We start from the raw sequence: 23,931 nt of genomic DNA, 5'->3' as shown, positions 1-23,931 counted from the left end.
CCGCCACCACCCACACTATGCTCAAATGCTGAGAAAGGCACGCCGACATCCATGCCGTGCCGCGACGTCGATGTACTGGCAAACTGGAGCTATGCGAACTCTGACACTCAACCATGAATACTCGGACTCCCTGTCGGATTTCCTCCTCCGGCTGGCCGATGTTTCGACCTGGCAGTCGCTGGGATCCGAAGCCCATGCGAAGCGGATCGATCCCGATACCGAGATGACGGTGAAGACTCCGATGCCGAAGGGTGAAATGCCCTCGGCTCTGGCCACTCATCTGCCGGCGGATGCCGAGCTCGTCGAGGTCTACATGATTCCCGGCGATGTCATCGGTGACAGCGCGGAGATCCGCATGACCGCGCATGCGGCGGGAGTGCCTGTAGAGATCGATGCACTCATCACGCTCACGCAGAAGGGTTCGGGAACCTCACTGTCGGTACGTGCCGAGGTCAGTTCCTCGATACCCCTCTTCGGGTCGATGATCGAACAGGCAGTTGTGCCCATTCTGGAGAAGCGGCTGGACGACCGTCTGGTCAAGCTCGACCGCTCCTGACGCTGCTCAGCCGCGTTCGCGCAGCAGCTCCGGCAGCTCGGTGACGTCGTACCAGAGGAGATCGGAGTCGCCGAGGTGGTCCTCCGCTGCTTCGCGGCCCGTGTCGGCTGCAATGTCGGCGGCTTCCTCCCAGATCTCCAGCTCGTCGAGGTGGATGCTGGCGACCGATGTCATGTCGACCTCGGAGAGGGTCAGCAGGTCGAAGCCTTCGGCCAGTCCTTCACCAGCACTTGAGTCGGGTGCGTCGTAGGACACGACTGCGCGAGGTGAGACAACGTCGGCTTCGAACGACTGGGTGGCAGCCAGTGCGGCAGCGATGCACAGCGCGTCGAACTCCCGTGCCTCGAGCTCCTCCCCGCCCGCCGCTCGAGTGTGGGCGTCGGGAGTGACCGCGTGTACGGAGTCGAGTTCTGCGTGAAGTGCGGTCAGTGTGGTCGGGATATAGCAGCGAATGGACATGGTCCAATCCTAAAGGGATTTCGCCGTCCGCCCCGCACCCGACTTCCGTGTGCGCTTCCGGGCCGGAAGCAGTTCGGTCACCGCGGCTGCGATCTGCTGGCTGAGCACCGATTTCGGATTCTCCTCGTGGAGAGTGTGCCCGGACAGCATGGCGGCGTCGACCGTCACCCGGTCATCACTGAAGATGAAATCGGGGTCCCGACGGACGAATCTGGCGAGTACCTCGCGAATCCGCACCTCGGCGGGATGGCCGACAGCTCCTGAGCGCACCTTCGTGATGCCGATGCGCATCTTGGACCCCATCGACTCCGCCCTTTCGGTTCCCAGCAGCTTGACGAGCCTCTGCAGCCCGATCGGGTCGCCTGCGGCCAGGACCAGCACAGTGTCTGCGGCCTCGAGTGCGGACCGAGTTGCGCAGTGTCGATCGTAGAACGGATCGGCGAAGTCATCGTCCGGATCCACCCGATCGGAGACGTCGACGACAACGAGGTCGAACATCTTGGCCAAGCGGGCAAGCACGGCGGAGAGCACCGAGGCTCGGACCTCCGGCCATCTGTCTGCCCTGGTCAGTCCGGTGACAGCATGGAAATCATCGCGTATCGCAGCATGCGGGACGGCGGAGACGTCCAGGGGCGGAGTCTTCTCTGTCTCGAGTCGGCAGAGGCTGGCCAGATGCGCCGATTCCTCAGTCAGCCCCAGGGTCGTGGCCACCATCGCAGATACGGTATCGGCGTCGACGACGATGCTGCGGTGCCCTTGCCTGGCACCATGATCGCCCAGGTTGACCGCTGTCAGAGTGCGCCCCGGAGACGAACCGGTACCCCAGACTGTGACGATGCGCCCCTGTCCGCTCAGCGATCCGGGCGGAGTGATGGGTCGGGGAGGAACGACAGTGGAATCACGGGTGTCGGCAAGTGCTTGGGCCACAGCCGCCGCATCTGCGGTGGAGGCGACACTGCTGCCGATACCGAGTGCCGCCAAGGCTGCCGCGTCGTTGCCGAAGCCCAACACCGCAGTTCCTGCTGCGAGGATCGCAGCGACGACCTGGGCGTCCAGTCCTGGGAAGTATTGACCGACGATGACCACGTCGGCGCTGCCGGTGCGGCACAGTGCCAGAAGCTCGACGTCGTCGGCAGGTCGGGCGACGATGGTGACATCGTCGACCTCGCTGAGAAGTTCGAACAGGATCAGGTCGAACTCGAAGTCCACGGCCAGCAGGACCTGCGTCATGACTGACCGCCCTCGGCCCTGACCTCCGCTGGGGCTCCGACGACCGAGAGAACGCTGTTTCCGTCGAGGGCGCCGAGGACATCGGCGAGTTCCGTGCTGGCGACGAAGACTTCGATTCTGGCACCATCGCCGACACCGAAGCTGCCCACCTCACGACTGATGTCGGAGACCGGAGCCGAGGTGACGATCTGCTGCGGATCAATACCTTCGTCATCGAGCCCCTTGGATTCCGGTTGAGCCCAGACATCGACCAGACTGCCGGTGTCGACGACCGTCGGGACAGAACCGGCGACATCGATCGCTACGACCCGTCCTTCAAGCTCTGCAACTGGTGCCAGCGCCGAGGCCGGCAGAAGCTCACCGGCCGCGATCACGGCTCGCACACTCGATTGGTCAGGGAAGCCGGCATCGGCAGACAGGTACTTGTCTCCGATATTCGCCAGGTTCACCTCAGCAACGGTCAGATCCTCGGCGCTGACCACCTGACCTGGGACAAGAGGAACCGCGCTGACCCACACTCGGGTCGTTGCGTTTGCAGCACTGATGAGCAGATAGGTCGCGACTATGGCCACGACGACGAGGACTGCTCCGACCAGCAGCCTGGCATCGGTCCACTTCGGCCGACGGATTCGTTTCGAGAGCTCCATTGCATCTCCACCTTTGGAAAATTTCCCATGACAGGAACTGTTTCTGAGTGATAGTATTGAACACCAAACGAGGTCAAAGCAATGGTTTTGACAAAAATAGTCAACAAGCAATCAGTCATTTGGAATGAGAAGGGGCCCTCATGGTCGTCGAAAATCGCTTCCTGCCGCTCACCGACGTGGCCGATCTGCTCAATGTTTCGATCGCTCAAGCCCGTGCTTTGGTTCGCACCGGAGATCTGCGCGCCATCAAGGTCGGCGGTCGCGGACAGTGGCGCGTGGAGAAGACCGAGATCGAGGCGTACATCCAGAGAATGTACGAACGCACCGAGCACGAGATCAAGACAGGTTCGTTCGAGGACTGACTCGGGGACAGTCTCCTCCACTCCCCCGGTCATCGAACCACTCAGATGCTGCAACCAAGTGCTGCATCTAAGCGAATGGATTGACTCGGGACTGCACCAGCGCAATCGAACGGTGTGGGATGATGCGCCCCGAAATCTCAACATAGTCGGAGGCGACCATATCGCAGCGCCCCCGAACAGTCCCGCCGTCGCCCGCCAACTCCAGGGAGATCTCCTCATGGCTGGCGGCCAATCGCCTCAGTGCCGACGCCATCCCCAACCGCTCCAAGGGACCGGATTCATATCTATGTCTTCTTGACCGAATGCGAATCTCCCGTATCGAATCGATCGCCACTACGCTCGTTTCGATACCGGCGATCACGAAGATCCCATCGCCTAAAAAGACAGCCGTCCCTGCGACCTCACGAGCGGAGAGAACCACCTGCACAGGCTGGCCGATCGCGCCGCGCAGTCGCTCGAGTAGAGTGCGCTGTGCCGCGTGAGCCGCGACCTCATCGCTGAACTCGCCCCTCCTGGCATGGGCCTCCCTTGACGTGTGCATCGCTTCAACATCCGAGAGGAGAGCGTCGATCCGATCGTCCATGATGTGAAGCCTGCCGCAGCGAAGACCCACAAGCAAGAGCTTTCACACCTATCGACAGAACTACAAGCCCGTAGTTTTATTAATCTATTGACATCAAATGGCATCTAAACGCATTATTGAGATACGTTTCCAATGAAGGACAACTCTCATGTATCTGCTGACAGCTTGCACGGCCTCGTGGCTCTGTCTGATCGGTGCGTTCTTCACCACGTGGATTTACCTCCCGACACCGCGCAGCACCACCGATCTCGTTGTCATCATCGTCGTCGGCACGACCACGGTGCTGTCCTCCCGGCTCGGAGTCGTCTCGCTGCTGACGCTTCTGATCAGACTGCTTCCCACCGGCCGCGTGAGAACAATCGTCACCAAGTCCGTGCTGCGCATCGTGCCCACGATGCTGCGCTCAAGCGTGCTTGCCGCAGCGTCGGCAAGCCTGGCCGTCCACTCCGCACAGGCCTCCCCTCTTCCGGTGAATACACTCGTGCTGGTCGATCCGAACACATCCGCTCATCCGGCGACTGCCCCGCTCGATCCTGGCTGGCCGACCACTGTTCCAGACGATCTTCCGCCGGATCCCGGGTGGCCCACCGCTCCACCGACAGCTGAACCGGTGTCCCCTGATGCTCAGCCCGAGTCCCCACCTGGTGACTCCGAATCCCCGCCTGCTGGCTCCGAGTCCCCTGATGCGGAGCCTGACCCTGCCCCGTCCCGAAGCCAACCGCCCGAAGACGCCGGTTCGCCTGGCAGCGCCGCAGACGCAGACCGGCCTGGCGAACATCCCGCAAACGCGGGCGAGCCCGGCGCCCCATCGACAGACACAGTCGAACCTAGCGACCAGTACGGCGACGAACCCGAAGCAGAAGACGACGACTCGGCCGTTCATATTGTGGGTGTCGGCGAGAGCCTGTGGTCGATCGCCGTGAACCAGCCCTCCTCCAGCGGCACTGTCCAGGACATCGTCGACAACATCTACTCATCCAACCGAGAAGTCATCGGTGCGGACCCGAACCTCATCATGCCCGGACAACGATTGGAGATTCAGCCATGACCACCCCACTGGTGCTTTCACGTCCCCGAGTGGCAGCGACGCCACTGAGCAGAAGAGTGCAGAAGCCGGTGGCCACCGGTCCTGGAGCCAGGCCGAATACGGTCGCAGACGACAACGATGACGGTCGCATAGCCGCTACCGCGACATCGTTGGCGGTGGCGTGCTTGGAGATCTTCGCCGGCATACGGCGCAGCGATTCAATCTCCCGCTGGGTCGACCGAACACTGCTGGAGAAGATCGATCACCGCGCCCAGCTGCGCGCGGAGGTCGCACCGACAAAAGCGACCGGAGACCTCGGTGCGGCCCGCACCCTACAGGCAGGCAACGCGAGAGTCTGCAGAGTCACCGGCGCAATCGCTGAGGTCACCGTCATCGTCCGTACGCAGAACCGATTCCGGGCGGTGGCAATCCGCTTGGAACTGCTCACCACCCGGTGGACGATGACTGCACTGCAGACTATGTGAAAGACACAGTCAGAGACTGCGAGTCAGTTTCTGGCCTTCTTCTTCGCGCGACGCTCTGCACGATTGGCAGGCTGATCGGCTCCGGCTCCGGCTCCGGATCCAGACTCGTCGTCCTCAGATTCGGACATTGAGGTCGAACCTGCCTCCGCCGGAGCAGACAGCTGCATCTTGGGCGTGGTGTGACGCAGTTCAGCCGCGTCCACCTCAACCTCGGAATCATCATCGGATGAGTCCTCAGCCCGGTTCACGGTCACCTGCAGGGTATTGGTGAGGCGGACGACGTCCTCCTTGATCCCATCCTGCATAGTCTTGAACATGTCGAAGCCTTCGCGCTGGTACTCCACCAGCGGATCCTTCTGCGCCATGGCCCGCAGACCGATGCCGTTCTTCAGGTAGTCCATCTCGTAGAGGTGTTCGCGCCACCGCTTATCGATGACCGAGAGCACGACTCGTCGTTCGAGTTCACGGGTTGCTTCTTCACCCAGAGCCTCTTCACGCTGCTGGTAGAACACCTCGATGTCCGACTGAATCTCCTGGTTGAGGCGGTTCTTCGTCAGGTTACCGAGCCCGCCGACCTCTTCGGCCAGATCTTCTTCAGTGATGGAGGGCTCATAGATCTTGCCCAGTGCGTCGAAGAGTTCGCCGACCTTCCAGTCCTCGACCGGCCCGGCCGTAGCCTCGGCAACATAGGTGTCGATGATGTCTTCACGGAACTTCGCGACCTGTTCTTCCAGGTCTGCGCCATGAAGAACGCTGCGACGCTCGTCGTAGATCACTGTGCGCTGACGGTTGAGCACGTCATCGTATTTGAGGACGTTTTTGCGCTGTTCGGCGTTGCGCTGTTCGATCTGCGATTGCGCAGAGAGAATTGCCCTGGACACCATCTTGGATTCCAGTGGAACGTCGTCAGGGACATTGGCGGTGGCCATGATCCGCTCGGCGGCACCGGAGCCGAAGAGTCGCATCAGGTCATCGGTCAGAGACAGGTAGAAGCGGCTCTCACCGGGGTCGCCCTGGCGTCCCGAACGTCCACGCAGCTGGTTGTCGATGCGCCGTGATTCGTGACGCTCGGTGCCGAGGACGTACAGGCCGCCGGACTCGACGACCTCCTTGGCTTCTGTCTTGACTCGCGTCTCTGCAGCTCTGAGGACGTCCTGCCATTCGGCTTCGTACTGCTCTTCGTCGTCCTGCGGGTCCAGGCCCCGCTCCTCCATCTCGCTCACCGCAAGGAATTCGGCGTTGCCGCCGAGCATGATGTCGGTACCGCGACCGGCCATGTTCGTGGCCACTGTCACGGCACTCTTCCGCCCGGCCATGGCGATGATGGATGCTTCACCTGCGTGGTTCTTCGCGTTGAGCACCTCGTGGCGGATGCCGCGCTTCTTCAGGTGCTTGGAGAGGTACTCACTCTTCTCCACGCTGGTGGTTCCGACGAGGACCGGCTGTCCGGTCTCGTGGCGCTCAGCGATGTCATCGACGACAGCATCGAACTTCGCCACCTCGTTCTTGTACACGAGATCCGACTGGTCGACGCGCTGCATCGGCTTATTCGTCGGGATCGCAACCACACCGAGCTTGTAGGTCGACATGAATTCCGCGGCCTCGGTCTCTGCGGTACCGGTCATGCCGGAAAGCTTCTCGTAGAGACGGAAGAAGTTCTGCAGGGTAATCGTCGCCAGGGTCTGGTTCTCGGCCTGGACCTTGACGCCTTCCTTGGCCTCGATGGCCTGGTGCAGTCCCTCGTTGTAGCGGCGGCCCTTGAGCACACGGCCAGTGTGTTCGTCGACGATGAGGACTTCACCGTCGAGGATCACATAGTCCTTGTCCCGTTTGAAGAGTTCCTTCGCACGGATCGCATTGTTGAGGAAGCTGATCAGCGGAGTGTTCTCGGCATCGTAGAGATTTCCGATGCCTAGGTAATCCTCCACGCGTTCGATGCCGGGTTCGAGCACACCCACAGTGCGCTTCTTCTCGTCGACTTCGTAGTCACGGTCGGTCTTGAGTCGTTTCACGACCTTGGCGAATTCTTCGTACCAGCGGTCGCCATCGCCTTCGGCCGGGCCGGAGATGATGAGCGGGGTACGGGCCTCGTCAATGAGGATCGAGTCAACCTCGTCGACAATCGCGAAGGCGTGTCCGCGCTGCACGAGCTCTTCCGCCGACCAGGCCATGTTGTCGCGCAGATAGTCGAAGCCGAATTCGTTGTTCGTACCGTAGGTGATGTCCGCGGCATACTGCTTGCGACGGTTCTCCGAGGACATATTCGCCTGGATGCAGCCGGTCTCCATTCCGAGGAACCGGAACACGCGTCCCATGAGCTCGGACTGGTAGGTGGCCAGGTAGTCATTGACCGTGATGATGTGCACGGACCCGCCGGTGAGCGCGTTGAGGTAAGCCGGAGCCGTGGCGACCAGCGTCTTACCTTCACCGGTCTTCATCTCAGCGATGTTGCCCAGGTGCAGTGCGGCCCCGCCCATGAGCTGGACGTCGAAGTGGCGCATGCCCAGGGTGCGGCCCGATGCCTCACGGACGGCGGCGAAGGCCTCCGGGAGCAGCGAATCGAGGGTCTCCCCATCCTGATAACGCTTTTTGAAGCGATCAGTTTCCTCCCGCAGCTCAGCGTCTGACATTTCGCTGAACTCCTCGGACAGCGCATTGATCGCATCCGCGTACTGGCGGAGCTTCTTCAGCGTACGTCCATCACCGGTGCGCAGAAGCTTCTCGAGGAAATTAGCCACTTTTCTCCTAATCGGCATGAAAGCCTGACAACAACTCGAACGACTCTATATTCCCTAGCTTAATGGCAGGTGAGCACCACTCATATCCACCGCACCCAATCCGAGCCACTTCGCCATCTCACATAACTCCGACGCCAGTTCCTCCTCGTGGGATTCGCCGGGTTCCCACGTCACCTTCAGCGCTCGAAGCGTGTTGGCCGCCCGGTCCCGGTGCAGGTCGACGCGGCCGACCAGTCGTTCGCCGAGGAGGAACGGCATCACGTAGTACCCGTGCACTCGGTCTTTGGCCGGAGTGTAGATCTCGATCCGGTAGTGGAAGTCGAAGAGCCATTCGATCCGCGGCCGGTAGAAGACCAGGGGGTCGAACGGGGCGAGGAGGGCTCTGGCCGAGACAGAACGAGGGGTTCTCGCCTCATGCCATTTCAGTGTCCGCGTCCCCTCAACATCGACCTCGATGAGCTCACCGGAGGCCAGCAGGGAGGTGATGGCCTCGTCTGTGGGCGCGCGCCTCTGCCGGAAGTAGTCCGCCAGACAGTCGGGCCGGGCGATGCCGAGAGCTTGCGCCGCAATTCGGGTCAGTTCGAGCACATTGTTGCTTGTGCCGGATACGCCTCGGGGTCGTTCTGCTTCGGGATCGAGGCCGAGCTCAGGGGCGCAGGCGGGGCCGTAGGAGAGCGCAGACGCCGGCAGGGACCGGCTGACGTCGCGCGGCAGGGCATAGACCCGTTCGAAGTGGTCGTTGCGGCCCGCGGCGCTGATGATGCCACCGGCGAACAGTGCTTCCAGCGCCACCTTGACCTGGCTGGGGTTCCACCCCCAATGATCGCGGTTGCGTTCGGGGATTTCATGGTCGACAAGTTCGGCGACTCCCCGTGCAGTATTCGGCCCGGTTTCCAACACGTCGAGGACCGAGTGCTGCAGTGCCCGGAACTCAGGTCCGCTCTCGGGGTGCCGTTGCCCGTAGTCGTTGCGCCACCATTCGGTTCTGGTGCGTTCGAAGTGACTCCAGGTCTCGGGAGGGATGAACGCCGCGGCGTGGGCCCAGTATTCGACGCCCATGCGAGGTGCTGAGTAGAAGAGCCGGTCGAGGGTCTCACGCGGATACGGTCCGAGTCGCGAGTAGTAGGGCAGGTAGTGGGAACGCACGACGCGAGAGACCGAGTCGATCTGGGTCAGTCCGAGTCTGGCGAACGTCGACTTCAGGTGTCTCGCCGTCACCTGCTTCGGACGTGCCCTGTCGAGTCCTGTCGCCGCGATCGCCGTTCTCCGAGCTGCTGAGAGCGTCATCTTCTGCATGGATCCACAGTAGAGCACGGCACTGACACGGCACGTCTGCGGCAGGTCTGTCCATCCGGCCGACCCTGATCGGCCGTTTGGCCGACGTCATCCTCTGACCAAGACGGAAAGATCGAATACGTCAACACGAATCCGACACCGAAGGAACCAGAAAACACCATGAAGAAGGCAATCATCGCGCTCGTCTCCACACTCTGCATCATTGCTGCCGCCATCGGCGCCCTCTTCGTCTGGGAACACCAGTCGAAGCTGGCGCTGGAGTCCCAGGTCGAAGATTTCCTCGACGCCTGCGATACCGACGCGACTTCGATCGATGTCCATGGCCGGCCCTACATCCTCTATGCCATGCGCGACTCCGCCGACCTCACCTACGTCGATCTCGCACTGCAGGCCGGAACGAACAAGGATCAGCTGCTCGTCCACCGCCTCAGCGACTCTCACGCGGACCGTCTCACCCGCTTCGTCACCTTCGACCACCCGGACGGTGAAGTCGAGCCGATCGAACGGGCAGACGGTTCATTCACCGACTCCGCAGAAGTCAACGGTTCGAAGGTCACCTTCTCAGCCGACGTCGCCGATGACCGACTGCAGGTGTTCGCCGATGGTTCGGCCACCGGACAGATCGAGATGAAGCAGGACGTCACGGTCAAGGGCACAGCAGTCACGAACGCGGGAGTCGTCGTCGAACTTGAGTACGACTCCCCCGACTGCCCGGCCGCAGCCTGATCCGAGTCCACCCCGTGAACGCTCCCGGCGAGCATCGGGCCTGACTAGACTGAGTGACGATGAAGACTGTGATCATGTGGCTGTGGTTCCTCCCCCTGCCCTTGACGTTCCTGCTCGAGCTGGCGACAGGGTCGAGTCTGCTGCTCGTCATCGCCGACCTGTTCGCTCTGGCCACGGCACTGCCGATTCTGGTGCGAATCCAATCCCGTGCCTCGGGCGGGCGCAGTCCGAGCATCAGGCTGCTGCCGTTGGCCGCTCTCGCCCTGCTCCTCGCACTCGTCCCGGTCGGTCTCGCTTCGACTCTGAGTCTGACCGTGATGTGGCTGAGTCTGGTGACGGTGGTGATGCTCTCCCGATGGTTCGTCACCCGCACTCAGATGCTGATGCTCGTCCTGCTGTGTGTGGGCAACATCGTCGAGCCCTGCCTGATGGGCTGGGACGATGGGCTGGCCTTTGCATTCGGTGCCTCCACCGTGATCGTAGTGAGCCTGTCTCTGGGTCTGCTGCTGCGAATGATCGACCGTTCCCTGGTCGAACGTCATGCCACCGCCGTTGAGGCGGAGCGACGTCGCATGGCCACCGAGCTTCATGACCTGGTCGCCCACGAGGTGACCGGAATCGTCGTCCTCTCCCAGGCGGCAGGCCGCAGTGAAGATGTCCGAGTCCTCTCCACCGCTCTGGCCAAGATCGGGGAGTCGGGAACCCGTGCTCTTGAGGAGATCCGCTCGCTCGTCTCGAACACCTCGAACGCGACCGGTCCCCGGTCGCCCATCGCATCCGGAGCTCAGGCACTCATCGACCGAGTCAACGGCTTCGGTGCCCAGGACACCATCAGATTCGACATCACCGACACCGTCGCCGAGGCGGTTCCCTCCACCCTCTGGCCCGTCCTTGATCGAGTGCTGGCCGAGGCGCTGACGAACATCCGCCGACATGCGGGAACCGGGGTCCCGGTCACGGTCCGGGTGTCCACCACAGCCTCGGCGAGGCCCGGAGACCCGTCTCGATATGACGTGGTCCTCACTGTGGTCAACGGCCCCGGTTCCGGTGGGATCGGTTCGGGCAGCGGAACCGGGCTGCAGGGTCTGCGGGCCCGGGTCGACCACCTCGGCGGGGATCTGTTCGCAGGACCGGCCCAGGATAGCGGCTGGGTGCTCGAGGCTCGGATACCCTTGGGTCCGACGGGCAAGGCATGACGGACGAGGCATGACTGGCGACGACGATCGATGGAGGACGAACGTGATTTCAGTGGCATTGGTCGATGATCAGGAAATGGTGCGGATGGGGTTCTCCCTCATCCTCGACGCCGATGAGTCGATCACTGTGGTCGGACAAGCCGCCGACGGGGTCGATGCCATCGAACTGGCCAAACGCGAACGCCCCGACGTCATCCTCCTCGACATCCGAATGCCCAAACTCGACGGTCTCGCCGCGCTGCCCCGCCTGACGCCGATCTCCAAGGTCATCATGGTCACCACCTTCGACGATGATGACTATGTCGATGCGGCTCTCGCCGGCGGTGCCAGCGGATTCCTCCTCAAGGATGCCGGGCCTGACCTGCTGCTGGCCGCGGTCAGGGCCGCCGCGAACGGTGACGCTCTGATCTCTCCGTCGCTGACCTTGGACCTGCTCAGCCGCCGTTCCCGCAACAACACAACGGGCGAGGACCGGGTGGCCGGGCTCAGTGAACGGGAGAACGATGTCGCTCGCCTGGTTGCGCGGGGGCGGACCAACCAGGAGATCTGTTCCGAACTCTATATTTCCCTGGGTACTGTGAAGAGCCACTTGGGCAATATCCAGACCCGCCTCGAAGCACGCAATCGGGTCGAGATCGCGGCTCGAATGTGGGAATCGGGGGCAATGAATCGGCCGAACGACTGAGGCTTGCTCACGCAGTCCGGCCATTGTGCCGATGCGGGCCGAGGTGCGGTTCGACCAGGATGGATGTCATGAGTTCAAACCCCAACGACCGCACACCGCCCCCGCCGTCCGCACCATGGGGTCGGATGGCGCTGAGCAACTACATCGGAGCCACACTGCTCATCCTCGCCGTCAACGCCGTCGAGCCTGACCTGAGCAGGTTTGATGACCATGACGGATATCTGGCCGGGATCCTCATCTGTGCAGCCATCTCATGGTCATCCAGATCATCGTCTCGGCCCTGTGGCTGCGCTTCGTCGGGCAGGGGCCATTGGAGAAGCTCTGGCGCCTGGTCACCTGGGGTCGCGAGGGTGCACGAGCCTGAGGCCGGTGTGGGTGTAACCGCAGATCGCCGAGGTGGGGGTTCCCACCTCGGCGATCGTGTGCGTCTATTCGCGTGTGTTCAGATCAATGATGATCAGATTGGAATCGGTCAGTCGCCGACGGCCTGAAGTTCAGGATCCAAAGCGATGACACCGTAGCTCCAGCCCTTGCGGCGGTAGACCACGGAGGGTTTGCTCGACTCCTCGTCGATGAACAGGTAGAAGTCGTGCCCTACGAGCTCCATCCGGTTGAGGGCTTCCTCGATTCCGATGGGTGCGCCGTTGAATGTCTTCTCACGCAGAACCACGGGAGAATCGCCTTCAGCCTTGATGCGCCCGTTCGTCTGGTCGTTGTTCGCAGACTCGTTCGCATCGATCGCTTGGCCTTCTTCGGGAACCAGCGAATCTGCGACGGGCATCTTCGCCAGGGCCTCGGCCGTGGATTCCTTCCTGTGGTGACCCGCTCGAGGAACCTTATTGCGGTCCCTGGCACGCCTTAATCGCTCAACGAGCTTCGCCCAGGCCAAATCCAATGCAGCATACTTATCGCTTGCCATGGCTTCCGCACGAATGGCGGGTCCCTTCGCCACTACAGTGAGTTCGACTCGTTCGCTGGTCTCGGGCTGACGAGAATTCTTCTCGTGGGCAACGTGCACTTCGACTCGTTGAGCTCGCGGTGCGAGCTGCTCGACCTTGGCGATCTTGTCCTCAATGTGGGCCCGAAAACTATCGGAGATGGTCAGTTGACGTCCGTTGACAACAATGTCCATGATGCGTCCTTAGCGACTCGTTCGTCGGATTCATCCGATCCCATTCCCTTGGATGGGTAACCACCGTTATACAGTAAAGGGAGAGACAAATCGAGTGCCCCCGCGGCCGAGACCGAGAACGGCTCCTGCAGCGGGTCTGATCTGCACCGATGCTAGTACCCTTGCGCTTTCTGCCAAAGTTGCTCCGGTAGTTGAGAAATCATCGATGAGAAGATCCACACCGGGAGCGGACGCACTTTCGTCTCCGCGTTCAGAAGGTTCCGAGGGCAGAACCCTCGGGTTGAGGTACTGCGATTTCGCCACGTTGGCCTCCCTGGCATGAGCTCCCAGCCCGACCTGGTCATGGTGACGTCTGGCCAGGAGAACGTCGACCACCTCCAGAGACAGCTCGGGTACGAGTTCCGCCGCGCGGCGAGCCAGTGCCGCAGTGTGGGAGCCGCCTCGGCGTCGCCGTGCTCGTTCAGAGCTCGGCGCGGGAAACAGCCTCACCTGACCACCCGGATGATGAGCCAACTCCAAGGCTGCGGTGATGGAACGCGCAAGGGCCAAGGCCAGAGGGTCAAGAATGTCTCGGCGGCCGTTGTCTTTGAAGTTGACCACCATATGAGAAATCTCAGAGCTGTATTCTGAGACTCCGACGACGGGAATCTGGCCATAGCGCGGCTCCATGGCTCGGGGGATGCCGCCGAGCAGACTCAGACACGCCGTGCACAGAGAGACGTCCTCCCGACCGCAACCGGCGCACCGGCGGGGCAGGAAGAGCTCGCCGAATTCGGTCAGCAGTCCCATGGGAGAAATCTACTATGCCATGGTGAGAAGAATCCTCAGCCCGGGTAGGAGGGGTCCTTGGCCGAGATATCGATGAGCTTCTGCCAGGCATTGGAGTTGTAGGAGTAGATCTCTCCAGAGGAGCTCGTCACGAGGATCGAACGACCGTCTTCGCCGGAGGCGATCCGACTGCCATCAGGGACCTCTCCCAGCTGGGCGGGAGGCCCAGTCACGCCGATGCGGAACGGCTGGACCCGTTCGCCTGCCGTGGCAGCCAGCGCCACCACCGAGGTCGATCCGGCCCAGGAGATGTCCCTGACCTCATCGAAGTTCGACCCGACTTCGATCGGCGCATCAGACACGGTGCCGGAGGGGTTCCCCGCTTTGTCACGTGGGATTCCGACGACGTCGATGCGTGATGGTTCGCCCTTGTGTCTGCTCAGCAGCGCGATCCGTGTGCCGTCGCGGGAAACTTCCAGGTCGATGAGGTCGCGACCGGCCAGGAAGTCCGTGTTGATGGTGTGTTCCTTGCTGTCATCGCCGATGGCCGTGAGCTTGCCCTTGTTGGCGCACTCCCCCGTCCAGACCGTATTGAACCGATCGATGCTGGGGCGCACCAGCTTTTTTCCGTTGAAGATCGGAGTCGCATCAACAGAGTCGGCTTTGAGACGCATCAGCTCCTTCCCGGAATTCTGCAGGTAGACGTAGAGCGAATCGTCGAAGGAGACGGCGGGGTCGCTGGCCCTGGCCTTGGACAGGTCAGGACTGTTCTCGACTTTGGCCACGGTCGTGCCGGAGATGCGCGAGAGTCGGTCTTTGGCCAGCACCACCGGTGGACCGTCGACCTGGACCGAGGAATCGGTCTCGGGCTGCAGACTCTCTGGGACGAGTTGTCCCCCGATAGTCAGTTCGATGCTTGAGATTGAGGGAATTACCTTCAGAGTCGATGCGATCTGTTCTCGAATCAGCCCCTTCTCCTTGTCCGTGGGCGCATCCCCCTGGTTACTCAGGGCAATGTGTGCGACACCGTTTTCGATGCTCACCACGTTCGTGTCGCTGAGTTTCGCGCCGTCGGGAATCGAGGTCACGACAGCTCCTGACAGATATGGGGCTGGACCGCTGAGGAGTTCGTTGATGAGAGCTGTCGGCGTCGACGACGACCGGAGGAACCAGCGGGAGTCAGGAACCAGGTAGGAGTAGTCAGAGGTGAAGAATTGGAGCGAGTAGTTGAGGAAGATCGTCTGGAACTCCGACTGCGAGATGAGCAGACCGTCGGGCGCCGAGGCGATGCGCCATTCCCCGTTCTCCTGCCTCAGCGAGAATTCCATGTTCGACTGGGTTCCCGGTTTGGTTGAGTTGAAGATGCCCGAGGAGTTGACCAGTCCGACGACGGGCGCCGACATCGTCAGCGTCTTCTGGTCGGAGGTGACTTCGGCGTTGAGCGAATCCAGATCGGTGTCGTTGGGCAGCAGCGACACCGATTCCTGCGGATTCCATTCCTGTGCCTCGGCTTCGGTGAGGAAGGACTTGGCGACGGAGAAGTTGTTTCCGGTGCCCGCGCCAGCGGCGAGGAACCCGCGGACGATCTCACCGATGCTGTCACCGGGTTCGGGGCCATCAGGGATCCGAGCGTTGCTGGCACCCGGGTCACCGGAACCGGCCTCGATGTGACCCACGGGCGAATTGCTCGGGATCGAAGAGCAGGCTCCCAGGGCCAGACTGGCGAAGACGGCGAGGATCGCCATGCTCAGACCCTTCTTTCGTCGGGGTGTCGTCATGACTTCGATCCTCCTTCGGGGGGCCACACGGTGTCCATGTCAATGTGAATGCTGGTGTCGGTGTCGTCTGTGTCGTCGGCAGCAGTGTCGTCTGTGTCGTCAGCAGCAGTGTCGTCGCGGTTACCGGTGGCGTCTTCGCTCATGTCCTCAGTCTGCTCTGCCTCGCCGAGGTCCTCAGCGACCGAGTTGCTGTCAGCGGCCGAGTCACTCTCGGCGTCGCTGGAACTCTCCGTGCTCCTGCCTATGTCAGTGCCGTCGTCGATGATGGCAGCATCGCCGCGGATGACCTCAGGGCCGTCAACGTATCCTCCACGGGCGGGAGGAGTCTGATTGGCTTCGACCACGATGGGGATCGACCCCGTCTGGATTCGCACGGAACCGTCGGAGGACAGAGGGCCTGCCACCAGCGCAGCACCTTGGATCTGCGCATCCCGAGGCGGCAGCGGCAGAGGTGAGGAGGTGATTTCCTGGTCGGGTCGGCGTGGAACGGTCAGGCGGAAGCATGAGCCTTCGCCCGGTTTGCCCCAGACCTGCAGCCAACCGTTGTGCAGGTGAGCGTCCTCGAGTGAAATCGCCAGGCCCAGGCCAGACCCACCCAGTGTGCGTTTGCGAGCGGGATCGGCACGCCAGAACCGGTCGAAGACGTGCTCGACCTGTTCTTCGTTCATGCCCACACCGTGGTCGCGCACGCTCACGGCCACTGCCTCGGCGTTGGAGGCGACATAGATGTCGATCGGGTTGGTCTCACCGTGTTCGATCGCGTTGACGACGAGGTTGCGCACGATCCGTGTGATGCGCACCCTGTCGACCTCGGCCATCACCGGCGAGGACGGAGCGTGGACGACGATGTTCGTCGACATCTGATCTGCCACCATCGACACCGTCTCGATGATCGAGGTGACGATGGCGCCGATGTCGACGGGCTTGGCTACCAGGGCAGCGGCGCCGGCATCATAGCGGGAGATCTCCAGCAGGTCCGAGAGGAGGTTGTCGAACCTCTCCGCCTGCGAGTTCAGCAGTTCGGCGCTGCGAGCTGTCACGGGATCGAGGTCATCACGCGAGTCGTAGATGAGGTCCGCGGCGGCGCGGATGGTGGTCAGAGGTGTGCGCAGCTCGTGAGAGACATCGGAGACGAACTGCCTTTGCAGGACGGAGAGTCGCTCCATCTGTTGGATCTGATGCTGAAGGGTGTCGGCCATGTCATTGAAAGACTCCCCCAGCACGGCAATCTCGTCGTTGCCGTGGACGGGCATGCGCTCGTCAAGGTCACCGTCGGCGATCAGTCGTGCCACCTCGGCGCCGGTGCGCACCGGGGTCACTACGAGCCGGGTGACGATCCACGCCACAGCACCGACGAGGACGACGAGGACGAGGGCGGCGACGAGCATCGACCTCTGGACGAAGTCGAGGGTGTCCTGCTGTTCGGACAGGTCGCCCAGATAGTAGAGCTGGAACTGTCCTGCGCCAGGGATCTGAAGCTCCTGGGAGATCAGCAGCCCGGGCCCGGACCCATCGGGAAGTGCCACTGACTGATAGAGCATGTCGTCGGTCGGAGCCTTGCCGATGGCAGCCTTGAGCTCATCGCTGATGGGCACCGCGGCCGCCGCACCATCGGAGTCCGTCGTACCGGCACTGATCGTTGAGAACGAGGAGTTCGGATCGCTGGGTTCCAAGGTCAACGAGTACACAGAGCCGGTGGAGCGGTTGTAGATCGATGACAGCTGTGAGCTCAGGTTCTCTTGGGTCACGGCCTGACCGTCGACGGGAGAGAGGCTGCGCAGCTCGGAGACGATGGTCCCCGCCTGGGACGACAGAGACTGGAGCCTGGTGTCGAAGAGGCCACGTGAGATCTGCTGTGACATGTACGTCCCCACCCCGAAGATGGCCACGGAGGTGAGGACGATGGTGAGGACGACGATCCGCAGCTGCAGAGAATGGCTGAACGAGCGGAGGAGGAACCGCCAGAACGTCCGGATCGCCGAGGCTGCGGTGCGGATTGCTCCGCCCACAGCCGAAGAGCGACTCACGCCGCTCTGCCTGCCTTATATCCGACGCCGCGCACAGTGACGATGATGTCTGGTTTCTCCGGGTCACGTTCGATTTTCGACCGCAGTCGCTGCACGTGTACGTTCACCAGGCGCGTATCCGCCGCATGCCGGTAGCCCCACACTTCTTCGAGCAAGGTTTCGCGGGAGAAGACCTGCCATGGTTCGCGGGCGAGAGCCACCAGCAGATCGAACTCGAGTGGTGTCAGTGAGATCGGCGAACCGCCCTTCGTCACGGTGTGACCGGCGACGTCAACGACAACGTCACCGACGGTGAGCAGCTCCGGGGCCTGTGGTTCGGAGATGCGCAGGCGGGCTCGCACCCGGGCAATGAGCTCCTTGGGTTTGAAGGGCTTGGGAACGTAGTCGTCGGCGCCGGATTCCAAACCGAGGACAACATCGACGGTGTCCGATTTCGCCGTGAGCATGATGATCGGCACCGAGGAGATCTCGCGGATCTCTCGGCAGACCTCAAGCCCGTCTTTGCCGGGCAGCATGAGGTCGAGGAGGACGAGGTCCGGGTTCACCTTCTCAAATTCGCCGAAGGCCTGATCACCGGTAGCGCAGAAGAAGGGCTCGAAGCCTTCACTTTTGAGCACAATCCCGATCATTTCGGCCAAAGCCGTGTCATCATCAACTACGAGGATACGAGCGTTCATCTTTCCATTGTCGCTTATGAGCGCCCAATCTTTCGACCTCGACACCCCCACCTCTCATTGCAGACGTTATGAACTCTGTTTCAGGGTGCGATTCGAGTCGGCGCTGGGCACCAAATCATGGCAGGATTGCGTGGTAATGGGACGATCTAATGCGTGGACCTCAGAGGTCGACTGGCAGACAGGTCAGTGGCAACGACGAGATCAGGGCCCGACGCATCACGAATGGCACCCGCCTTCCCCGCGTGGAGTTCTGGCCAAACGACCGCTGACCTTCTTTGAGGTGCTCGATTCCGGTTTCCGTCTGCTGCGATTCATTCCCGGGCTCACCATCGGTGCGGCTCTCATCGTGTTCACGCTCTGGAGTCTCGTCCTCACCGCGGTCGGTGCTTTCGTCGCGCTCAAGTTCCTGCCCTTCCTCAACGATCTCGTCAGCAATGACGATGCGATGTCCGGGTTCTTCCTGCTCGCGCAGATGGGATCGTTCGCGATCAGCCTGCTCAGCCTCGGCGTCGCTCATTTCCTTGCCGGACTGGCCGCCAGCGGTGCCGAAAATTCGTTCGGGGCACGCAAGACGACTTTGACTCAGTCGTGGGCGTCGCTGCATGGTCGCCGCTGGTCACTGATTCTCGCGGCCCTTCTCCTGGGCGCCGTCAATCTGGGTCTGCTGGTTCTTCTCGGGCTGCCCTCGCTTCTCTTCGCACTCTCCGACAACACGGTTATCGCAATCGTCACTGCCTTCCTCGCGCTGGGACTCTGGTTGTGCGCCCTGATCTGGCTGAATCTGCGTTTCGCCTTCACCGGCTCTGCGATCGCCGTCGAAAAGCTGGGCGTGCGAGCCGGACTGCGACGCTCCTGGCGCCTGACCGGCACCGGATTCTGGCGCACCCTCGGACAGTTGGGACTCGGCTACTTCCTGTCCAACCAGTTGGTCCAACTCATCATCTCTCCTCTCGTCATGGTCGTCACCGTCATCGCCACCATCGCCATCGGCGCCGCTGGTGCGGCCTCCATGTCGATGACGATCATCGTCGCCATCGCCGGAGCTCTTCTTCTGCTCCTGACGACAGTGTCCTCGGCGATTCTCTTCGCATACTTCTCCTGCCTCGTCTGCGTCTGCTACTTTGACCAACGCATGCGTACTGAAGGGTTCGACCTGGTTCTCATTCGCCGTGAGGAGGACGCCGCATGAGCATGTTGGCAAGTTCGACCATCGATCGAGAGACCGGGCGCGAATGGGTCGAGCACGAACTGTCGAAGAAGGAATACTCGGACACCGATCTCACCCCGTTGGAACAGATCGGTCAGTGGTTGAGCAACTTCTGGGACTCGATCGTCTCAGGCGCACTCAACAACAACTCTCCGTGGATGCTTCTCATCGTCATCGTGGCTCTGGCCGCCATCGTCGGCCTCATCATCTGGCGGGTCCGCCGAGTCGGGCTGAAGAAGACCTCCCTTCCGTTGTCTGCCTTCGACCCTGTCGTCGCCTCACCTGAGCCCGGCCCTTGGAGAGAGAGTGCGCGGGCCGCCGCCGAGCGCGGGGATATGAGGACTGCGGTCATCGATTCTGCACGTGCCATCTTCGCTGTGCTCTCCCAGAAGCACATCGTCACTCTCGATTCAGCATCGACTGCCAGCGAACTCAGCCGCACTGCCGGAGACGAAGTGCCCGAACACCGGCGCCAGTTGGCCCGAGTCGCCGAGGTGTTCAACGACCTCTTCTTCGGTGAGGACCCTGATGGGACTTCGCTCGCTTCGTTATCTGAGACCTATCACGAGTTCCTCGCACTTGATGAGGCGTTGAGCGCGTTGAGTCCGCGCCATCGATCGGCGGTGGCATCATGAGTGCCCTTATCGACGTCGCTACCAGAGGCACCCGTTCGAGTGCGGCGGTCCCGCTGACGGCTAGGCTGAGGTCGGCCGGTGTGTGGATCGTGGCGGCCATCGCCATCCTCATCACCGTGATCGCCACGATGCTGATGACCTCGGACCGCGAGTCCGAGGCACCTCTGCACTACGATTCCACGGCTCGTGAAGGCACGAAGGCCATGGTCGAAACTCTGCGCGACCATGGGGTCGAGGTGACCACGACCGAGGACTACGAAACGGCTCACAAAGCTTCCGGGAAACCGGACACGACACTCCTGATTCCGACGAAGGCCGATCTGCTCTCCCAGGGCGATATCGACGGCTTCCAGTCTCAGCTCGCCGCCAATGACAATCGACTGGCACTCATCGATCCCGGCCATATGGTCCAGGAATTCACCGACAGGATCACGGTCGATGACAGCATCAGCCCCTTGGCCACCCCGGATAAGATCTCACGGCCGCATTGTGAGGTGCCGGCGGCCCAGGCTGCCGGCGGCGTTGAGACCGGCGAGACTGAGTATGCCGAGGCCCGAAAAGGCACCGAGGGTCTGAGCACCTGCTACCCGTTCACCGGCCCTGGCGTCTCCCAGGTTGGCGGTGGCGAAGTCACCCCTGGATCGGCGCACGGGCAGCTCATCGTCGATGAGGGCGGCGGAGGGAAGGCCGACTTCCCCGTCACCGTCCTCGGCAATCCCGACTGGGCGACCAACGCCGGCATCGATGAAGAGGGCAATGCCTCACTGGTTCTCTCCCAGCTGTCACAGTCCGACCACCTGGTCGTCTACTACCCCACCGAGTCCGGTGAGTCCGAGTCGACCCCGTCGACCTTGGACTATGTGCCCAGCTGGTTCATCGCCGGAGCCCTGTGGCTGGTTCCGTGTGTGCTCATCCTCCTGCTCATCCTCGGCCGCAGGTTCGGTCCCCTGGCCGTCGAACGCCTGCCGGTCATCGTTCCAGCTGTGGAGACGGTGCACGGTCGTGCGGCTCTGGCCGCGCGCAGCCACGACCGGACTGGTGCCCTGCACACCCTGCGCACTGGCGCTCTCCTGCGCGTTGCGAAACGGCTGGCGCTGGGTCCCGAGGCCGGGCCCCGCGACATCATCGTCGGCATCGCGAACGCGACCGGCCGAGATCCGGCCCAGGTCGATTCGGTCTTCTCCTCCGCAGTGCCCAGCACCGACTCAGAATTAGCGAACATCGTCCATCAGCTCACCCTCATCGAAAGTGAGATCTCATGACACAGACTCCAGGCGAGAACTCTGCCCAGCAGCCGCAGGGCCAGGCCCAGCCGACCCAACCGGCACAGGCCCAGCCCCAGTCGGCACAGGCACAGGCCGAGCCCTCCCAGCCAGCGCAGTCGCAGGCGGCACAGCCAGGCCAGCCCCAGCAGGCGGCTCAGGAGCGCGACCCTCTCCGGGAGGCGTTCGTCGACGTGCGCACGCAGATCGCCAAGGCCGTGGTCGGACAGGACGAAGCGGTCACCGGGATGCTCATCGCACTGCTGTGCCAGGGTCACGTGCTGCTTGAGGGTGTGCCCGGTGTCGCCAAGACCCTCCTGGTGCGCAGTTTCGCCACCTCGGTCAGCCTCGACAACACCCGAATCCAGTTCACGCCCGACCTCATGCCCAGCGATGTCACCGGTTCCCTGGTCTATGACGCGTCCGTGTCGAATTTCGAATTCCGCGCCGGACCGGTGTTCACCAACATCCTCATCGCCGATGAGATCAACCGCACCCCGCCCAAGACACAGTCGGCGCTGCTCGAAGCCATGGAGGAACACCAGGTCTCGGTCGGCGGCGGGTCCCGTGCTCTGCCGGAACCGTTCATGGTCGCGGCGACCCAGAACCCCCTCGAATACGAGGGCACCTATCCTCTGCCCGAGGCTCAGCTCGACCGGTTCCTGTTCAAGCTCGTCCTCGGACTGCCCGAACGCGACCTGGAATTCGAGATCCTTGACCGTCATGCACGCGGTTTCGACGCCTCTCACCTTGCTGAGGCGGGACTGACACCAGTCGTCGACGCCGCCATGATCGCTCAGGCCAGGGAGCGCATCGCCGGCATCTACATCGCACCACAGGTCATCACCTACATCGTCGACCTGGCTCGCGCAACCAGACAGGCACCGTCGCTGGCCCTGGGCGTCTCTCCCCGCGGTGCCACCCGAATGCTCGGTGCCGCACGCGCCTATGCCTGGCTCTCGGGCCGCGGCTACGTGACACCCGATGATGTCAAGGCATTGGCGCACATGACCCTGAGCCACCGTGTGATCCTCCGACCCGAGGCTCAGATGGATGGACTCAACGTCGATCAGGTCCTCAACTCGATCATCGCGACCACCGAAGTACCACGCTGAATGACCACGCGACTGCTCCTGCTGACCCTGCTCGGGCTCGTCCCCGTCATGCTCATGCCGGGGTTCACGAGTGCACTGATCGTCGCTGGCGTCATCGTCATCGTCGCGCTGCTCGATTTCTTCCTCGTCCCCCCGCCGAGGTTGGTGTCCCTCCAGCGCACGCCTGGACCGATGGTCCGGCTGGGTGATCCGACCGACTGCACGCTCACCATGGTCAATGACTCCCCCAAACGCCTGCGGATCGCGGTCCGTGATGCGTGGTCACCGAGTGCGAGAGCCGAAAACACACGCTCGCACTTCGACCTGTCCCCAGGTGAGAGCAGTCAGGTGGTCACTCACCTTCTGCCCGTGCGCCGCGGTGCTCTGCACGCGGACAAGGTCACCATCCGCAGCCGCAGCATCTTAGGCCTCATCGCTCGGCAGAAAAGCTTCGATGTGCCGGCGATCGTGCGCGTCCTGCCGCCGTTCATCTCCCGGCGCGAGCTTCCTTCGAAGACGCAGAAGCTGCGTGAACTCGATGGCCGGTCTGCTGTGATGATCCGCGGCATGGGCACAGAGTTCGATTCGCTGCGCGACTATGTCGACGGTGATGATGTGCGCTCTATCGATTGGCGTGCCAGTGCCCGTGCTCAGGATCTGGTCGTCAAGACCTGGCGGCCAGAGCGTGACCGGAGAATCGTCATCGTCGTCGATTCCTCCAGACTGGCCGCACGTCGCTGCGGTGACGGCACCATCTTCGATGCTGCGCTGGAGTCTGCTCTGCTGTTGACGGCTTTGGCCTCCGGGGCAGGCGACCGAGTCGATGTCATTATCGCCGATGCACGCATCCGGGCAATCGCCTCGAGCCATCGCTCGAAGGATCCCGTCCATGACCTTTCGGTGGCGCTGACGACGGTGCACCCGGAACTCTACGATGCCGACTGGGAGCAGATCTCGTCGACTGTCCTGTCCACCTCACGCCAACATGCGCTCGTCGTCCTCGTCACCGCTTTGGATGAGGGCAGCGTCTCCGACGAGATCCTGCCTGTCCTGCCGACTCTCTTGGCACGTCACCGCGTCGTGGTGGCCTCGGTGGAAGATCCTGGCCTGGGTGAACTTGCGGCGAAGCGTGAGGGCGCCGATGAGATCTTCACAGCTGCGGCTGCGGAATCGGAGCTGCTGACATCGAAGTCCCTGCAGACGCGTCTTCGCGGTGCCGGTGTCCAGTCGGTCGAAGCGGGACCTGAGGATCTGCCCGGAGCTCTCGCTGACCTCTACATCAATCTCAAGGCGACTGGGAAGCTGTAGGACCCTCACACAGTGGTGCAGGCTAGACCAGTCAGTGGTGGAAGGTCCATCTG

At 62.3% G+C, this 23,931-nt stretch carries 24 protein-coding genes; 13 read left to right on the top strand and 11 right to left on the bottom strand.

Annotated features, from left to right (window positions below; genetic code table 11):
* Nucleotides 1–91 precede the first annotated feature (91 nt).
* Complete coding sequence (locus BSP239C_RS01325) at nt 92–556, top strand: DUF2505 domain-containing protein (protein ID WP_101569806.1); 465 nt, start codon at nt 92–94, stop codon at nt 554–556.
* Between the two features lie 6 nt (nt 557–562).
* Here BSP239C_RS01325 and BSP239C_RS01320 read toward each other — a convergent pair whose 3' ends face one another.
* From BSP239C_RS01320 to BSP239C_RS01310, 3 genes are read right to left on the bottom strand one after another with little or no spacing between them, the layout of a single operon-like run.
* Nucleotides 563–1,015, bottom strand: a complete 453-nt coding sequence (locus BSP239C_RS01320; protein WP_101569805.1) for a DUF6912 family protein — start codon at nt 1,013–1,015, stop codon at nt 563–565.
* A gap of 9 nt (nt 1,016–1,024) precedes the next feature.
* Nucleotides 1,025–2,245 (bottom strand): chromosome partitioning protein, encoded by a 1,221-nt coding sequence (locus BSP239C_RS01315; protein ID WP_101569804.1) that lies wholly within the window; start codon nt 2,243–2,245, stop codon nt 1,025–1,027.
* Nucleotides 2,242–2,892, bottom strand: a complete 651-nt coding sequence (locus tag BSP239C_RS01310; protein ID WP_101569803.1) for an SAF domain-containing protein — start codon at nt 2,890–2,892, stop codon at nt 2,242–2,244. The genes BSP239C_RS01315 and BSP239C_RS01310 overlap by 4 nt, the downstream gene beginning before the upstream one ends.
* Nucleotides 2,893–3,032: 140 nt before the next feature.
* Between BSP239C_RS01310 and BSP239C_RS01305 the strand changes: the two genes are divergently transcribed.
* A complete protein-coding gene (locus tag BSP239C_RS01305; protein WP_101569802.1) occupies nt 3,033–3,254 on the top strand; it encodes a helix-turn-helix domain-containing protein in 222 nt (73 codons plus the stop codon).
* Nucleotides 3,255–3,321: 67 nt separating this feature from the next.
* Here the strand turns inward: BSP239C_RS01305 and BSP239C_RS01300 are convergent, their stop codons facing one another.
* A complete protein-coding gene (locus BSP239C_RS01300) occupies nt 3,322–3,837 on the bottom strand; it encodes a hypothetical protein (protein ID WP_101569908.1) in 516 nt (171 codons plus the stop codon).
* Between the two features lie 148 nt (nt 3,838–3,985).
* Here BSP239C_RS01300 and BSP239C_RS01295 point away from each other — a divergent pair, with 148 nt between their 5' ends.
* Together BSP239C_RS01295 and BSP239C_RS01290 are read left to right on the top strand one after the other, a co-directional pair.
* Nucleotides 3,986–4,885 carry a LysM peptidoglycan-binding domain-containing protein gene (locus BSP239C_RS01295; protein WP_101569801.1) on the top strand — a complete coding sequence of 300 codons (900 nt, stop codon included), beginning with the start codon at nt 3,986–3,988 and terminating at the stop codon, nt 4,883–4,885.
* Entirely contained in the window at nt 4,882–5,349 is a 468-nt protein-coding gene (locus BSP239C_RS01290) for an Rv3235 family protein (RefSeq protein WP_101569800.1), read from the top strand. Before BSP239C_RS01295 ends, BSP239C_RS01290 begins: the two co-directional genes overlap by 4 nt.
* A gap of 23 nt (nt 5,350–5,372) precedes the next feature.
* On the opposite strand, the gene secA is transcribed toward BSP239C_RS01290, so the two are convergent.
* Both secA and BSP239C_RS01280 read right to left on the bottom strand, forming a co-directional pair.
* Entirely contained in the window at nt 5,373–8,087 is a 2,715-nt protein-coding gene (gene secA / locus BSP239C_RS01285; protein WP_101569799.1) for a preprotein translocase subunit SecA, read from the bottom strand.
* Between the two features lie 54 nt (nt 8,088–8,141).
* Nucleotides 8,142–9,383, bottom strand: coding sequence for a winged helix-turn-helix domain-containing protein (locus BSP239C_RS01280; RefSeq protein WP_101569798.1), 1,242 nt, complete (start codon nt 9,381–9,383; stop codon nt 8,142–8,144).
* A 159-nt stretch (nt 9,384–9,542) separates the two neighbouring features.
* On the opposite strand from BSP239C_RS01280, the gene BSP239C_RS01275 reads away from it, so the two are divergent.
* The 4 genes from BSP239C_RS01275 (at nt 9,543) to BSP239C_RS21015 (ending at nt 12,354) form a co-directional block, all read left to right on the top strand.
* Nucleotides 9,543–10,109: a hypothetical protein gene (locus BSP239C_RS01275; protein WP_101569797.1), complete on the top strand. Its 567-nt coding sequence runs from the start codon at nt 9,543–9,545 to the stop codon at nt 10,107–10,109.
* Between the two features lie 59 nt (nt 10,110–10,168).
* Nucleotides 10,169–11,305 carry a sensor histidine kinase gene (locus tag BSP239C_RS01270; RefSeq protein WP_101569796.1) on the top strand — a complete coding sequence of 379 codons (1,137 nt, stop codon included), beginning with the start codon at nt 10,169–10,171 and terminating at the stop codon, nt 11,303–11,305.
* A 52-nt stretch (nt 11,306–11,357) separates the two neighbouring features.
* The gene (locus BSP239C_RS01265; RefSeq protein ID WP_101569907.1) at nt 11,358–11,990 is read left to right on the top strand and encodes a response regulator transcription factor; all 633 of its coding nucleotides are present in this window, start codon (nt 11,358–11,360) and stop codon (nt 11,988–11,990) included.
* Between the two features lie 253 nt (nt 11,991–12,243).
* A complete protein-coding gene (locus BSP239C_RS21015) occupies nt 12,244–12,354 on the top strand; it encodes a DUF418 domain-containing protein (protein WP_257929997.1) in 111 nt (36 codons plus the stop codon).
* Between the two features lie 108 nt (nt 12,355–12,462).
* Here the strand turns inward: BSP239C_RS21015 and hpf are convergent, their stop codons facing one another.
* The 5 genes from hpf to mtrA form a co-directional block, all read right to left on the bottom strand.
* The gene (gene hpf / locus BSP239C_RS01255) at nt 12,463–13,122 is read right to left on the bottom strand and encodes a ribosome hibernation-promoting factor, HPF/YfiA family (RefSeq protein WP_101569795.1); all 660 of its coding nucleotides are present in this window, start codon (nt 13,120–13,122) and stop codon (nt 12,463–12,465) included.
* Nucleotides 13,123–13,188: 66 nt separating this feature from the next.
* Nucleotides 13,189–13,911 carry a ComF family protein gene (locus tag BSP239C_RS01250; protein WP_101569794.1) on the bottom strand — a complete coding sequence of 241 codons (723 nt, stop codon included), beginning with the start codon at nt 13,909–13,911 and terminating at the stop codon, nt 13,189–13,191.
* Between the two features lie 35 nt (nt 13,912–13,946).
* Nucleotides 13,947–15,668 (bottom strand): LpqB family beta-propeller domain-containing protein, encoded by a 1,722-nt coding sequence (locus BSP239C_RS01245; RefSeq protein WP_101569793.1) that lies wholly within the window; start codon nt 15,666–15,668, stop codon nt 13,947–13,949.
* Entirely contained in the window at nt 15,665–17,695 is a 2,031-nt protein-coding gene (mtrB, locus tag BSP239C_RS01240; protein ID WP_101569792.1) for an MtrAB system histidine kinase MtrB, read from the bottom strand. The genes BSP239C_RS01245 and mtrB overlap by 4 nt, the downstream gene beginning before the upstream one ends.
* Nucleotides 17,692–18,372: an MtrAB system response regulator MtrA gene (gene mtrA, locus BSP239C_RS01235; RefSeq protein ID WP_101569791.1), complete on the bottom strand. Its 681-nt coding sequence runs from the start codon at nt 18,370–18,372 to the stop codon at nt 17,692–17,694. Before mtrA ends, mtrB begins: the two co-directional genes overlap by 4 nt.
* A 136-nt stretch (nt 18,373–18,508) precedes the next feature.
* Between mtrA and BSP239C_RS01230 the strand changes: the two genes are divergently transcribed.
* The 5 genes from BSP239C_RS01230 to BSP239C_RS01210 are packed head-to-tail and all read left to right on the top strand — an operon-like array spanning nt 18,509 to nt 23,878.
* Nucleotides 18,509–19,561 (top strand): hypothetical protein, encoded by a 1,053-nt coding sequence (locus tag BSP239C_RS01230; protein WP_101569790.1) that lies wholly within the window; start codon nt 18,509–18,511, stop codon nt 19,559–19,561.
* Entirely contained in the window at nt 19,558–20,214 is a 657-nt protein-coding gene (locus BSP239C_RS01225; RefSeq protein WP_101569789.1) for a hypothetical protein, read from the top strand. Before BSP239C_RS01230 ends, BSP239C_RS01225 begins: the two co-directional genes overlap by 4 nt.
* Nucleotides 20,211–21,476: a DUF4350 domain-containing protein gene (locus BSP239C_RS01220; RefSeq protein WP_101569788.1), complete on the top strand. Its 1,266-nt coding sequence runs from the start codon at nt 20,211–20,213 to the stop codon at nt 21,474–21,476. The genes BSP239C_RS01225 and BSP239C_RS01220 overlap by 4 nt, the downstream gene beginning before the upstream one ends.
* Nucleotides 21,473–22,591 (top strand): MoxR family ATPase, encoded by a 1,119-nt coding sequence (locus BSP239C_RS01215; protein WP_101569787.1) that lies wholly within the window; start codon nt 21,473–21,475, stop codon nt 22,589–22,591. Before BSP239C_RS01220 ends, BSP239C_RS01215 begins: the two co-directional genes overlap by 4 nt.
* Complete coding sequence (locus BSP239C_RS01210) at nt 22,592–23,878, top strand: DUF58 domain-containing protein (protein WP_101569786.1); 1,287 nt, start codon at nt 22,592–22,594, stop codon at nt 23,876–23,878. It begins immediately after the preceding gene.
* The last annotated feature ends 53 nt before the right edge of the window (nt 23,879–23,931 follow it).

This window comes from Brevibacterium sp. 239c (assembly GCF_900169365.1).
Lineage (GTDB): Bacteria > Actinomycetota > Actinomycetes > Actinomycetales > Brevibacteriaceae > Brevibacterium.
This window is presented reverse-complemented; position numbering and strand designations above follow the sequence as displayed.